Genomic DNA, 13,767 nt, shown 5'->3' with positions numbered 1-13,767 from the left:
TGTGTTCTGTACTGAGACCGCTCCGATACGAAGGCGGAATTCGTATCGGACTTCAATCGTTTGGTTAACCTCAGTTCGGGTTAAGGGCTTTTTCGAGTGCCGCGCGAAGCGCGGCACTCGAAAAAGCCCATTATTGCGTGCGCATCGCGCACGCAATAATGGGCGGTTCGGCTTATCCCGAACTGACGTTTGGTTACGACAAAAGGAGAGCCTGGAGCCAAGTCCCAGGCTCTCCTGATCACTTAACACGTAGCTCGAGTGGGCTATTGCGAATGGCGATCGCCATTCGCCATGCTCCCAGATGTCACCCGAGGCTGCAACATTGCCTTAAGCAAAATAGTCCGCCACAGTCAATGCACCTCGGGTCAAATCTCCGGCTTTAAAGACCATATTGTTCATGTTGATCACTAAGTCTTGCCCACCATTGAAGGCTTTATCGAAGTTGTTAACTGCTAGATACGTCTGCTGATTCCATTGGAAGAAGATGGCATGTTTGGCAACGGCAGTTTGTTTACCTGGTTGTTTGAAGTTGCGATCTTCAAAGGCTAAACCAACTGCTGCCCGTAAGCTATCTGCAGTTAATGTTCCAGCATTAAACAAGGCACTCGGCTGATCGGTTAGGACACCCACAGAAAAGCTGAGCCGGAAACGATCGCCTTCGGTCTGATCGAAATCTACAACTTGGTCCGGTTGGGTAACAACTGAGTCTGAGAAGATCGTCTCATTTAGGTTAGGAGTCGCAAATTGGAATGTATCTGCTCCCGCGCCTCCTGCCAGAAGATCTTGGCCAATATCTCCCTCCAGGAAGTCGTTACCCTCCCGTCCATACAAAGAGTCTCGGCCTGTGCTGCCAAGGATACTGTCGTTGCCGAGCCCACCAGACAGATAGTCGTTGCCTTGGCCTCCGTCAACACTGTCATCCCCATCTTCCCCGAATACAAGGTCATCCTGGGTTCCGCTTAACAGCGTATCGTTGTCATCGCCGCCGAACAGGGTGTCTGTCCCTTGAGCCCCAAGGATAAGGTCACTTCCGGCTCGTCCAAACAGGCGATCGAGACCTCGGCTGCCATTCAGGCTGTCACTGCCGGCACCACCATCCAGCACATCATTCCCCAATCTTCCATTGAGGCGATCGCTTCCGGCCTCTCCTGAAATGCGGTCGTTGCCTGTGTCGCCGCTAGCGGTATCGTCTCCGTCACCGCATTCAAACACATCATCGCCAAAGCCACCTTTCAGGAAGTCATTTCCGAGGCCACCTAAGATGCGGTCGTTACCATCTCCGCCATTGATCGTATCCAGGCCTGTGCCACCGTTTAAGAAGTCATTGCCCTCCAACCCACGGAGGCGATCGTTTCCAGAGGCACCGCGCAGGCGATCGTTGCCCTCATTGCCGATCAACTGGTCATCAGCAAGACCTCCGTTGAGGAAGTCATCACCCAGGCCACCAAAGATGGTGTCTGTGCCACCATTGCCTCGTAGGGTGTCGTTTCCTGCCTGCCCACGTAGCGTGTCATTGCCATTATCGCCAGCGAGCAAATCGTTGCTGGTACCCCCATCCAAAATATCGTCGTCGTCACCACCGGCTAAGACATCCTCACCGTCATCCCCTAATAGTTGATCCTGGCCATCACCACCCTGCAAGCGGTCTGCATTATCACCACCCCGCAACAGGTCGTTTCCAATATCTCCACTGAGGAAATCATTACCTATACCCCCAAAGATGCTGTCGGTACCGCCGCCCCCAAAGAGGGTATCGGTACCACTTCCACCATTGAGGAAGTCGTTGCCGCCGCCGCCCCGGCCAAGATCGCTGCCAGCCTGACCAAACAGGCGGTCATTTCCGGCATTACCATCTAGGGTGTCATTGCCACCGCCCCCAAACACACGGTCTGTGCCCTCGTTACCAAAGAGCCTATCCTCATTAGCGCCCCCATTCAGGAAGTCATTGCCCAACTCTCCATTCAGGGTGTCATTACCATTGCCGCCCTCGAGACGGTCGTTGCCTAAACCACCTCGACCAATATCATTGCCATTGGCACCCAGCAGACGGTCGTTACCTATGGCACCCGTAAGAATGTCACGTCCGTCACCGCCATTCAGGGTGTCATTGGCTGCGCCCCCATTCAGGGTGTCATTGCCTGAACCCCCGATGAGTAGGTCGGGACAACCCAACCCTAGCAGTACGTCATTACCACCAAATCCTCGGATGGTGTCGATGATACCAGTGGCTCCAACCAGGCGGTTTGCGCGGCTATTGCCAAGAATGGGAGTGCCAACGACGCAACCACCATCTTCATCAACCACGGTAGTGGTATCGGTGGCTACGTTGTTGGCAGGGTTGCTATCTACAAGACCGGGGGGGAGGTCTGCCCGGCCAGATACCGTGAGGGTTGTATTCTCAGGGGTTCCGGCAGCGACAGTTGCGGTGACCGTGTAGGTGACGGTAGATCCGGCGTTCAGGTTAACCAGGTTGTCAATTTGGTTGCCAGTGCCACTGGAGGCACCAGGGAAGGTAACGCCAGCACCGCCCTGTGCCTGCCAGGTAATGTTGGTAAGTTCGGGAGGGAGGAGGGAGGTAAACGACGCACCTCGAACGTCTAGATTTGGATCGGTGTTACGTACCTGAAGCGTAAAGGTAATTTGCTGCCCAGCCCGTACAGTTGGTGGCAGGTCAGTCCCCGCAATGACTTCCAGGTTAATCTGCTGTGTTGGAGTAGGTAGGCTACCGAAATCATTCAGATCATTTGTAAGTGCACCGCCTCCCTGTATTTGGACAGTTCTTGGGGCACCAACAATAGCGCCAGTTGTTTCGTCTATTTCATAGACCTGACGGACGGTTTGGTTATTGATGGTAGCTGTAGAGCTGATGTAGAGATTGCCATCTTCCCCAAAACCTAAAGCACCAATCCCCTGCGAACCCACCTCAGTCAAGGCTGAGCCAATTGGTTGTGCCTCTAACGTGGGCAACGTGGCCAGGTTGACTCTATAGAGCTGTACAGCAGCGTTGCCAGCTACTAAAGAGGTGACAAATAGTTGGTTGGGATTTTGTGGGTTAAAGGCCATGTCACCGCTGCCATTGGGAAGACCTGTGATAGCCCCCAGTGGTGTGACAATACCTGTATTACTGTTAATGGTATAGAGAGTTGACCCACCCGTTGCATTTGCAATTGCATAAATCGTTCCATCGCTTGACTGGGCCATCTTGAGAACATCGCCAATCCCCGAACCCGTTGGGATGGTTGCAAGAATGGTCGTCACCCCAGCGGGGTCAGTTGCTGACGGAACCCAGTAACCAATACGGCGTGGTGGGTCTGGGTTATTACCGAGGCCAGCACTTGGTTGATTTTCAATGAAGTATAAACGGCCTTCGTTGTTTTGAATGACACGAGCGATCGCAAAGGTTCCAATGTTATCTGATCCTCCATTCCTGGTGTCGATTAACTGGCCTCTTTGTAGCGCGTTACCCGTTTCGGTATCGATTTCGTAAATCGTGGTGGCGGTATTAGTGCCACCGCCTGAGATGGCAGCACCATATAGTAAGTTGGGTATGGCTAAAACCAGCACGGCTGGGTATGCTTCCCGAGCCTGGGCTGAAAATGCGAGAGGGGTGCGAATGGAACCGGTGCGGTAGGCCAGGTCCCAGGTTCCCCCGAGGAGGGCCGAGCCAGTGGGAGTGGTGGAGGCGGCGATCGCGGCTCCAGTCAACTCCGATACGGCATTAACGAACTGTTGTCCTTCCAGGGTTTGGGCAACATTGCAGCCGTACAGGAAGATTTCGGCATTAGGAGCTAGAGCTTTGGCCCAAGCCATAATGGATGGGGCGTAACGATTCAGGGTTATTCGATTTAGGGGGCTGTTCCCCAGGGCAAGGCTGCCAGATGAACCGTGAGAGACGATATGAAGCGTTTGGAGCCCAACTCGCTCGGCTAAAGCCAGGGAGATTTGCTCGACACCATCGAGGCTCGGGTCCAAATGAATCACATCAAAGCTATGAGAGACACCTGCCAGGAGCGTCTCATAGTTTTCTACACTCTGGTCCAGAATCAGCAGATGAGGGGAAGCTTGGGTAATCACGATAGACGCCTCAAAATTTAGATAGCGAGCAGGAAAGGTTTAGCAGGCGGCGTACAAGGGGGCAGAATTTGTATGCCGTCTGAGGAAACCTTGAAAAATCCAGAAAACTTTTCACGATTGAATGAGTAACTTTGGTGAAGGCGGTTACTCATAAAAACACACCCTGAAACGTCGTTATGATACAGCCTTGTTAGGCTGTAAAGGAATTTCTCGTTGCTCATGTTTGTCAAAAATTCAAGATCTCCGAGGTTTTTTTTGCAATTAATTTGCAAAATCTTATAGCGTAGATGTCCCCTCGTACACGCACCCCAAGAATGATTACTTTCTGTGTGAGGAAAGATGAAGCCATCTTCAAACTTTCACTGTTTAGTCAAACTTTAACAGTAAAAAATAAAAATCTCATAATTGGCTAAATTATTCTATTCATTTGATCTAAATACTTTTTGAATATTTGCTGAGCTCAGCTAATAGAAGTTTAGTAACGTTAGTTTTAGAATGCATCATCTCTCTTCCGGGCGATAAGTAGCTATTTATATTGCTAGTTGACACAATCCGGTCGGGAAAGCGGCGTTGCCTATCTCGTAAGGCTTCTCAAAGCTGAGGCTATATCAAAGCTCGCCCGAAAGACCCCGTGAGCAGATTTTATTTTTCCTTGTATGAAATGCTGAGGCAAGTATTTGGCGGCAAACTTAACCCCTTGCCTTGAGGGAAATAGCGACAAGTATGAGATTTTGGGCCATAACAACCCATTCAGTTTTTGGGAGCCTAATTTACTGTGCTATGGCCGACAAAAGTTTTTCTCCAGAATTGTCTCAGCCTATAGATTAGTATCTGGTAATGGAGGAGGAGAAGAAGAAAATACGGAGGGCCTTCCGGCTTCTTAACGTAAGAAGTATCGGGTGCATCCCAGTTTTGTTAATGTGGCGGGCTTCGCCCGCCACATTAACAAAACTGGGATTTCAATCTGCAAAAGTGGGATGTACCCGAAGTATCATTGTCGATACTTCTTTAAAGGAAGATCGTTGCTTTGCCTGAAGAGTCAGTGAATCTGTAGTGACGGTTTTCATGAAAGCTTAGGCTTTGCATGTGAAGATCGTTTTGTTTGGGGGAAGACGAAGCGTTCTGCATCTTCAAGCATCAGTAAACTTCAGCCATCAGGTACGAGGGACTGTTTTAAGAGTTCTTTTTTCGTGTGTTTCGCACATAAAAATAACCCTTCGAGGGATGGTGCTTGCTAAAATTTCTCCCTTAAAAGCTTCAGTACACGATGGTCTAGATTGGCTCACGTCTTGCTAGTGGCACGTTAGTTAGCACGTCAGGAGGGCTGGAAGCATTACTCTTACTCGCTCCTAATGTTTTAACTAACCTCAGTTCAGGGCACTTCAGCATAGAAGCTTAGGATCACAAATAAAACAACCTGTAACTCTTTTTTGGAGTGACGGCTTCGCCGTCACTCCAAAAAAGAGTTACAGGTTATTAAATGCACGACCCCTAGCGGGTTGGACGGCGACGTTGCAGAAACTCAGGAATATCCAAGCTAGGTTTGCCGCCTACGGAAGGTGGTTGAGGTAGCGGTGTTGTTCCCATTGGGGTTGTCGGCAGTCGCTTCAACGTTGAAACTTTGTTCGCGGAATTAGCCGCTGCTGCATCTGCCGCAAAGCCCGTTGCAATCACTGTAATCCGCACTTCACCCTGGAGGCGATCGTCAATCACGGCTCCGAAGATGATGTTGGCATTGGGGTCAACAGCTTCATAGATAATCTCTGCTGCTGCATTAACCTCATGGAGGGTTAAATCGCTTCCTCCAGTGATGTTGAATACAACTCCACGAGCTCCATCGATCGATGACTCAAGCAACGGAGACGAAATTGCCGTCATCGCTGCTTCACGGGCTCGGGATTTGCCGGAACCCATGCCAATGCCCATCAGCGCAGAGCCAGCATCCGCCATGACCGCACGCACGTCAGCAAAGTCAACGTTAACTAACCCGGGCACTGTAATGATGTCGGAAATCCCCTGTACCCCCTGACGCAGAATGTCATCGGCAACCCGGAATGCTTCCTGAACCGGAGTTTGCTCGGAGATAACGGTCAGCAATTTATCGTTAGGGATAATAATAAGCGTGTCAACCCGGCTTTGAAGGGCAGCAATTCCCTCTTCAGCCTGGCCTGTGCGCCGCTTTCCTTCAAATGTGAAGGGCCGGGTTACAACCCCTACCGTTAGAGCCCCTACTTCCTTGGCCACTTCTGCCACAATAGGTGCGGCTCCAGTTCCAGTACCACCACCCATACCGGCGGTAATGAAAACAAGATCTGCCTCTTCTAGCGCAGTTGCAATTTCATCGCGGGATTCTTCTGCTGCTTTTTGACCGATCGCTGGGTTCCCACCCGCGCCTAACCCGCGTGTCAGCTTTTGCCCAACTTGCAACCGATTTGTTGTGATGGAGTTGCTCAGTGCCTGAGCGTCAGTGTTAACTGTCCAAAATTCGATGCCAGACACATCGCTGGCAATCATTCGGTTAACGGCGTTGCATCCGCCACCACCGACCCCAATGACCTTAATTCTGGCTAGACTACTCGGCACAATATCGTTGCTCCTGGTTTCTTCCGACACAGTAGGATTATTCTCGCCGGATTGCCCCAAGTGTAGTGCAGAATTGGCACCCGAGTTCGCAAAAGGATTCGCAGTATTCATTGAACCGTTGTTATAAGGTTGGGGGGATGGCAGTTTAACCAAAATTCTTCTCTACCAATCTACTACTGAACGACCAGCAAGTTGAACGAATCGATACTAGCCTGTTTCTACACAAGGTTGGGAAAATCCGAATGACTCTATTTATAGAATGTTTTCTACATCAGTGTATTTTGAACTCATTTGCCTTTTTCAGGAGACTCATCATGACCTGATAAGGTCGCTAATCACCCAGCGATGGGCGTTTTGGCAATTGCGGTTCTAGATTTTAACCATATTAGGAGAACTTGTCTAGAAACACCAATAAAATTTGTTTGAAATATCTATCTATAGTCATGCATCTGCTTGCTCCACACCACCAGAAGTGGTCTAACCCCAAATTAAATTATCACCCTAATTGATACTGTAAGGACTTAAGTACAAGCGGAATGCGAAGTGTTTCACCCCACATTCCGCTTGTACTCAACCTGAGTTTGGGCTATAGGCTTTTTCAAGAGACACCCAAGGCGCGCCCCTTGAAAAAAACATTTTTGCGTGCGTAGGGTGAACGCAAAAATGGGCTGTTGGGATTATCCCGAATTGAGGTAACTCAACCAATTTGCCCGGTACTGCGTGCCCACCTGTATTTAGGGGAATGGGTAGGTGATTAGCGCATTTGCAGAATTGGGTCTTCGGGTCGACGTAGATCAATATAGTCAACCTGTCGCCCATTCATTTCTTTTGGCAATTGGCGCATCTGAGTAAGTGCTTGTAATTGCTGAGCTAAATACTTCGTCGACTGATAAACCCCCAGGTGTACCGATCCCAGTTCTGTTTTCAGAATTAAATTCGATGGGGATCGCCAGTCGAGCTCGCTAATGTGAACGGCATTGGGAGTGTTTTGCTGGTAGTAGGTGAGCTGGTTGTAAATCTCGACCCACTGCGTGCGATCGCTCCCCCTCATCCCAATCACCACTAAGGGTGGCATTTGTAGGGAAGAACTCAGCAGAGCATAGTCCTCCATGGGGATCCAGGCTCCTGTGGCATCAAGTAAGCCAGTTCCGTTGCTAGCAGGACTAGCGTTGGGAGCAGCAGGATCGGCGATATAGCCTTGAACGGCTGCTACAGGACGGCGCTCCTCAATATCTACCACAATGTTGGGAGGCCACAGGTGGCGAGTAACCGTCGCCTGCGCAATGGGGCCACTGATTTCCAGATTTTGGGCGATCGCCTCCGGTTGTACAGCCCACAAGGGTTTGGGGTACTCAAGACCCAATAAGGATCGAACTCGCTCGGGCGACAACAACTCATTGCCCTGAATGACGACCTGATCAGCACTTTGGACAATCCATATGGGAGACTGAATGACCCAGATAGCTCCACCTGCTAGCCCCATCACCACGACAGTGCGCCACAAACCCTGAATGGCTCGCATACGACGATGCCGCCGCAACTGACGCCGGCGATCGGCCAGAGTAGAACGGGAAATACGCGAAAAATCAGCCATGACGATGAGGAGGAATAGCCAGGATAGGCTCAGCAGGCACCCCTGATTCTACTGCGAATATCTGCGTCGGTCGAACGAACTCACCGAATACTGGCAATTCTCATGATGCGCTTCAAGCTTAGGAGGACATGCCTTCCCAAGCTTGAAGTCCCGAAACAGTCCACCGAAGGTGGACTGTTTCGGGACTTCATTTCAACCACAGATGCGTAGAACTAAGGAGGTTTCTGAGAAACAATATCCCCATTTTTTGGAAAAAGGACGCGGCGAAGCCGCGTCCTTTTTCCAAAAAATGGGGAAGTTCTTTTCTGGAAATCTCCTAAGTTAATGAAAACAAGCACCACATGGTGTGCAGCGCTTCATTTTTATCTTCAAAATCTACACAGTTTGATCGGATTGCAACCATTCATTCAAAAAACGGCCCCATCGCACGGCCAGTGTTGCGTCGGTGAATGGAATGCTGATAAATGTTTCAGGGAGCTGTAACCGAATTTCAGAACGGCGGCCTGTCGGACTTTCTGCGTCAAGGGCGATCGCTCCTCCATCCACCCAAACCTGCACGGATGAAATTTGCTGACGGGATAGCGTTTGCAAATTAATCGGCCCTTGGCGAGTCGGTTTACCCCAGGTAAGGGTATCTCCAGACTGGCCTAGGGCCGACAAAATATCGTATTTGGCCCGCTCAAAATCAGATGCCCAAACCTTGTAGGCTTCCAACTTTTGATACTCATTCCAGCCAGCCCAAGCTAACCAGAAAAAAAGAACGAGTAGTGGTAACCAGAGCAGGCCACGTTCCATAGTAAAAGAGGGGCTTAAGCACCACGCTTGAGGGCAGCTTCAACTTGCGCAAACTCCTTCTCCAGGCGTTGCTTGAGTTTTTCAGGTACAGGACGATTGGGGTAGGAGCTGTAGTGACCTGCCAGGGAGTTAAGGGCAGTACGCATGGTGGTGAATGAGGTCAGCTTTGCCAGAGAATCATCGCGGCGATAACGGGAGAAGAAATCGTTGATCAGCTGACGAGCTTCTGCCTGAGCCGCTACCTTTTGAGGGGTACTATCGGGAATGTTGATGGCCGTTCGCAGGCTTTCGATCACCATCAAGGAATCGTCGCGGTAGCTTCCCGTGAGATTGCTCGGATTCGAGCAGGCGGTTAGCCCGGTTAGGCTGACGACAAGCACTAGTACCAGGGCAAAAATACGAGAGAGCAATGATTTCATAAAACCTCGCGGTTGACTTTGACAGCGAAAAAACCCGGAAGGGCGTTGAGCATTATCTTATCTTGAATGGGGATCGCCCTTCTATCTCTCCAGAGAGGCAGAGGGAAGGGGGTTGTGCGATCGCCCTTCATTACAAGTTTTCTAATTTCTTAAGGAATCAAAGAGCTTTCAAGGAATCTGAATCCAGTGATTTAGCGTAGAAAATCTACGCTAAATCCTTGTTAAAGGAATCAACTATCACCCAGAATACGACCAACAATCCGCTGAGTGATTTGCATTCCTGTGACCGCTTGCCAACCAAACAATCCAACGAGGGCTACATTCAAACCGATATGGAAGCTTCGAGCCCAATCATTGCCTTTTTGCATAAAGGGGGTCAGCGCGGCGGACGTTGCCATCAGTCCTGTCATTCCCAGACCAGCAAGCAGGTGAGGCCCCATAAACAATTTGCCATTGTTGATGTAGGTGACACCCATACCGACCAGGGTGCCCAGCACCATGGTCGATAGCAGAATTGCTCCCAGCTGATGATGGCGAAAGCCAAACTTACCTTGAATCAGCTGCTTACGCACATCAGCCTCTGCAGAGCGAATCCGACGCGATTGCATACCCAGGTAAAAGGCATACAGGGTGAGAGCAAACAGCACCCACATCAAAATTGGATGAAAGAACTGGCTCCAGACTTTAACGGACTCCGGAAGGGCAACGCTCATACGTCTCTGCGGTTTCGGAAGATTTTAGATTCTTCATAAAACTTATCATAGAAAGGGTATACCTATTGGGCCACAACTTGGGTAGTTTTTGCGGCCTGAACGGCCTTACCTGCGCGGCAAAGGCACATACAACAATTAAGAAGGCTGGGTGTAGTGCATTGCGCTATACCCAGCCTTCTTGATCAACCCATACAGCGCCGTATAGCAGACTTGTGAAAAGCCCTTTGAAACTTAACGTTTCAAAGGGCTTCGAAGGATTACATGATGCATCCAAGATGTTCCTGACCGTGGGGCTCAATAGAATCCACAGTCAAAATCCCTTAAGCACCAGGGGCGAGGGGATCACTCATAGGAACTGTCTGCTCCTGTGCGGGGGGCTGTTGGACGATCAGCGGAGGCTCCGTGATAATGCCCACCAGCCGTTCACCTGCGAAGCAAAGAACCCCTGCTCCGTTGTTAATAGGGATTTGAAAAACATGCTGGGGACGGTTATCGGTCCGGTTCACAATTGTTTCAAACAACTGCTGTAGCAGCCGATTGTTAGACGCAATTTTGAGCGTATGCTGCTGACCCCCTTCCAGCAATAGTGTCAGGGAAACCTCGGCAGGAAGAGATGGTTGTGCGTCAGATGCCATAAAAAACCTCACAGTAACGGCACGACACACCCACACGGATGTGCCTAGTAAACCTTGCAACAGGGCTGCGCCAAATTCCGCGTAAAACCGCGATTAATGTAAAAAGTGGCGGAAGCCCGTAAAGATCATAGCCAATCCTAATTCGTTCGCTGCATCAATTGAGAGTTGATCCCGGAGACTGCCTCCCGGTTGGGCGATCGCCCCAATCCCCGCTGCTGCTGCCTCTCGCACAGAGTCGTCGAAGGGGAAGAAGCCGTCACTGGCTAACACGGCACCTTTTGCAAAATCGCCAGCCTGTTTGATGGCGAGCGCCACAGACCCTACCCGGTTCATCTGCCCAGCACCCACACCGCGAGTGGTGCGATCGTTCGTCACCACAATGGCATTAGATTTCACGTGCTTACAAACTTTCCAGGCAAATACCAGTTCAGCCCACTGAGCATCCGTTGGCTGCTTCTCCGTGACGACCTTCCACTGACTTGGGTCAATGATGGGATCATCAGCGGTTTGCACCAAAAATCCACCAGCAATAACTTTGACGGTGGTGGGTTCACCCTTCGCTAAGTCAGGCAGAACCAGTACCCGAACTTTGGATTTGGCAGCCAGGATTTTTTCAGCTTCAGGATCACAGGCTGGGGCAACAACGCACTCCAAAAAGGTTTCGGTGAGCTGCGAGGCGGTTGATGTGTCGATCGCCCGGTTCAGCGCCACAATGCCGCCAAAGGCCGAGGTGGCATCGGCTTCATAGGCCTTCTTGTAGGCTTCAGCGATGGTGCTGGCCTGGGCTACCCCGCAAGGATTGGTGTGTTTAATGATGACAGCGGCTGGGTCGTCGTTAAATTCCGCAACGATGCGTCGGGCGGCTTCTAAATCTACCAGATTGTTGTAGCTAAGTTCCTTGCCCTGGAGTTTGGTGGCGGCGGCCCAGCCACTGGTAGTTGCTCCTGTTTGATACCAGGTGGCAGGTTGGTGTGGGTTCTCGCCATAACGCAGTGCCTGGATTTGAGAACCGCTGAGGGTGAATTGAGCGGGAAGGGGAGCTTCAGGATCGGCGCTGAGGTAGGCGGCGATCGCCCGATCATACTCCGCCGTATGCTGGAACCCAGCTAACGCGCAGGCTTTGCGGAATTCAAAGGAAACTTGTCCGTTGCCCCGCTGCCACTCTTCCATATACGCATCGTATTGAGCCGGATTGCACAGCACGGTGACATGGGCAAAGTTCTTGGCGGATGCCCGCAGCATGGCGGGGCCACCAATATCGATTTGTTCTACCGCATCTGCCAGCGTGACCCCAGGTTTAGCAATGGTTTGTTCGAAGGGGTAGAGGTTGACAACGACTAGATCAATGGGTTGAATCTGATTGGTTTCTAGATCGGTGACATCTTGGGGAACGTCGCGCCGAGCCAAAATCCCACCATGGATCCGGGGATGTAACGTCTTTACCCGGCCACCCAAAATTTCTGGGGAACCCGTGTAGTCAGAAACCTTCGTAACCGGAATACCGGCATCTTTGAGAGTCTGGGCGGTGCCGCCACTGCTGACAATCCCATAGCCGCACTCATCAACCAGGCGACGAGCAAACTCCACCAGACCAGTTTTATCGGAAACGCTCAACAGGGCAAGACTCATGGGATTTTGGATGTAACGAAAAACAACAGGCGGTTGCCGATCTGTAGGCGGATGACAATGCCGCAACGTTCCATTATCGCATGGGATTAAACCCTGAAAAACTGAACTCTCAGGCTTGAAGCCCTAAAAGAAATGGCTGCTTCGCCGTTCTCTCCCTCAACGAAATGAATAGGCACACTCTTTCGTTAGGAGATAGGGCAAGAGTGAGTCCACAGCACTCACTCTCGCCCTATCTCCTAACGGAGCTTGAGTTCGGGTTAAAGGCTCTTGAACTTGTCCCGAATTGGGGTTAACGAAAATAGCTCTAGCTATATGATGCCTGTAGTGAAGTGTTCAGGAGGTACTGTTCTGTCTTTACGTGCGATTTCTATCCCTCCCCGCAACGGTCAGGCATCTCAGGGGCTTTTGATCGCTCTGCATGGATGGGGAGCCAGTGCCCAGGATGTTGCTGCCCTGGCAGATTATTTGGAGTTGCCGGAGTTCCAAATGATCTTCCCAGACGCACCGTTTCCCTTTCCCTTTGGTCCGGATGGGCGTGTGTGGTATAACTTTCCGCCCAATTACACCTTTACCTGTGAACCCTCGTTAGCTCAACAACCAGAGTTAGTGGAGAGCCGTCATATGTTGACGGAGTGGGTGCGATCGCTCTCCACCTCAACCGGAGTTCCCCTTGAGAAAACCATACTGGCTGGCTTTTCCCAGGGAGGAGCCATGACGATGGAAGTGGGACTTACACTCCCCCTCGCCGGGCTGATTGTCCTGAGCGGTTACCTCCATAGCCCGGTGCAACCCCTGGATTCACCTCCGCCCGTGTTTATGGTGCATGGACGGCAAGACTCTGTTGTACCGCTCCAGTCGGCCCAAACCAGCCGAGATATGTTGCAAGACTTGGGCGTTTCAGTGACCTATCAGGAACTGGAGGGGGGCCACGAGATCTCGCTGCGGGTGTTACAGCTTGTGCAAAACTTTACACGCCAGATCTTTCAGCCATCCGGCGGAACCGCTTAGGATAAGTAATGAGGATAGTAAAACAGATAGAATTCTAGGCAAAAGCCGGAAGACTATGCTGTCTCTTGCAATCGATGGGGAGGACCGGTGATGACGACGCTGAGCTTTTCCGAACAGGATGTAACTCACCTGACCGAGAAAGATGTAGCAGACCTGGCAGAGCGTTTGGAGCAGGATTCCTACAGCAGTCCCTTCGATTGCTTAAAGGATTGGCATTTATTGCGAGCGATCGCCTTTCAACGGCCGGAGCTCGCAGAGCCTTACTACTACCTGCTGGATATGGAAGCCTACGACGAATCGTGAGATTTGTCCCAATA

10 protein-coding genes are annotated in these 13,767 nt (G+C 51.0%); 2 read left to right on the top strand and 8 right to left on the bottom strand.

The window, feature by feature from the left end; all coding sequences use genetic code 11:
• Positions 1–327: 327 nt before the first annotated feature.
• From H6F91_RS20470 to purH, 8 genes are all read right to left on the bottom strand, one after another.
• Positions 328–4,074, bottom strand: a complete 3,747-nt coding sequence (locus tag H6F91_RS20470; protein ID WP_190771611.1) for a DUF4347 domain-containing protein — start codon at positions 4,072–4,074, stop codon at positions 328–330.
• Positions 4,075–5,565: 1,491 nt separating this feature from the next.
• Positions 5,566–6,768, bottom strand: a complete 1,203-nt coding sequence (gene ftsZ, locus H6F91_RS20465; RefSeq protein WP_190771612.1) for a cell division protein FtsZ — start codon at positions 6,766–6,768, stop codon at positions 5,566–5,568.
• Positions 6,769–7,411: 643 nt separating this feature from the next.
• Positions 7,412–8,251, bottom strand: coding sequence for an FtsQ-type POTRA domain-containing protein (locus H6F91_RS20460; RefSeq protein WP_190771613.1), 840 nt, complete (start codon positions 8,249–8,251; stop codon positions 7,412–7,414).
• 375 nt (positions 8,252–8,626) lie between these two features.
• Complete coding sequence (locus H6F91_RS20455; RefSeq protein ID WP_190771614.1) at positions 8,627–9,046, bottom strand: hypothetical protein; 420 nt, start codon at positions 9,044–9,046, stop codon at positions 8,627–8,629.
• Between the two features lie 14 nt (positions 9,047–9,060).
• Positions 9,061–9,465 (bottom strand): photosystem II protein Psb27, encoded by a 405-nt coding sequence (gene psb27, locus H6F91_RS20450; protein ID WP_190771615.1) that lies wholly within the window; start codon positions 9,463–9,465, stop codon positions 9,061–9,063.
• 230 nt (positions 9,466–9,695) lie between these two features.
• Positions 9,696–10,178: a DUF4079 domain-containing protein gene (locus H6F91_RS20445; RefSeq protein WP_190771616.1), complete on the bottom strand. Its 483-nt coding sequence runs from the start codon at positions 10,176–10,178 to the stop codon at positions 9,696–9,698.
• A gap of 320 nt (positions 10,179–10,498) precedes the next feature.
• Complete coding sequence (locus tag H6F91_RS20440) at positions 10,499–10,813, bottom strand: hypothetical protein (RefSeq protein ID WP_190771617.1); 315 nt, start codon at positions 10,811–10,813, stop codon at positions 10,499–10,501.
• Positions 10,814–10,906: 93 nt separating this feature from the next.
• On the bottom strand, positions 10,907–12,442 hold the full coding sequence (purH, locus tag H6F91_RS20435; protein WP_190771618.1) for a bifunctional phosphoribosylaminoimidazolecarboxamide formyltransferase/IMP cyclohydrolase: 1,536 nt from the start codon (positions 12,440–12,442) through the stop codon (positions 10,907–10,909).
• A 267-nt stretch (positions 12,443–12,709) separates the two neighbouring features.
• Here purH and H6F91_RS20430 point away from each other — a divergent pair, with 267 nt between their 5' ends.
• Both H6F91_RS20430 and H6F91_RS20425 read left to right on the top strand, forming a co-directional pair.
• Positions 12,710–13,450 carry a hypothetical protein gene (locus H6F91_RS20430; protein WP_242035894.1) on the top strand — a complete coding sequence of 247 codons (741 nt, stop codon included), beginning with the start codon at positions 12,710–12,712 and terminating at the stop codon, positions 13,448–13,450.
• A gap of 90 nt (positions 13,451–13,540) precedes the next feature.
• Positions 13,541–13,753, top strand: coding sequence for a DUF2555 domain-containing protein (locus H6F91_RS20425; RefSeq protein ID WP_190771619.1), 213 nt, complete (start codon positions 13,541–13,543; stop codon positions 13,751–13,753).
• Positions 13,754–13,767 lie beyond the last annotated feature (14 nt).

The organism is Leptolyngbya sp. FACHB-8 (assembly GCF_014695575.1).
Classification (GTDB): Bacteria; Cyanobacteriota; Cyanobacteriia; order Elainellales; family Elainellaceae; genus Vacuolonema.
This window is presented reverse-complemented; position numbering and strand designations above follow the sequence as displayed.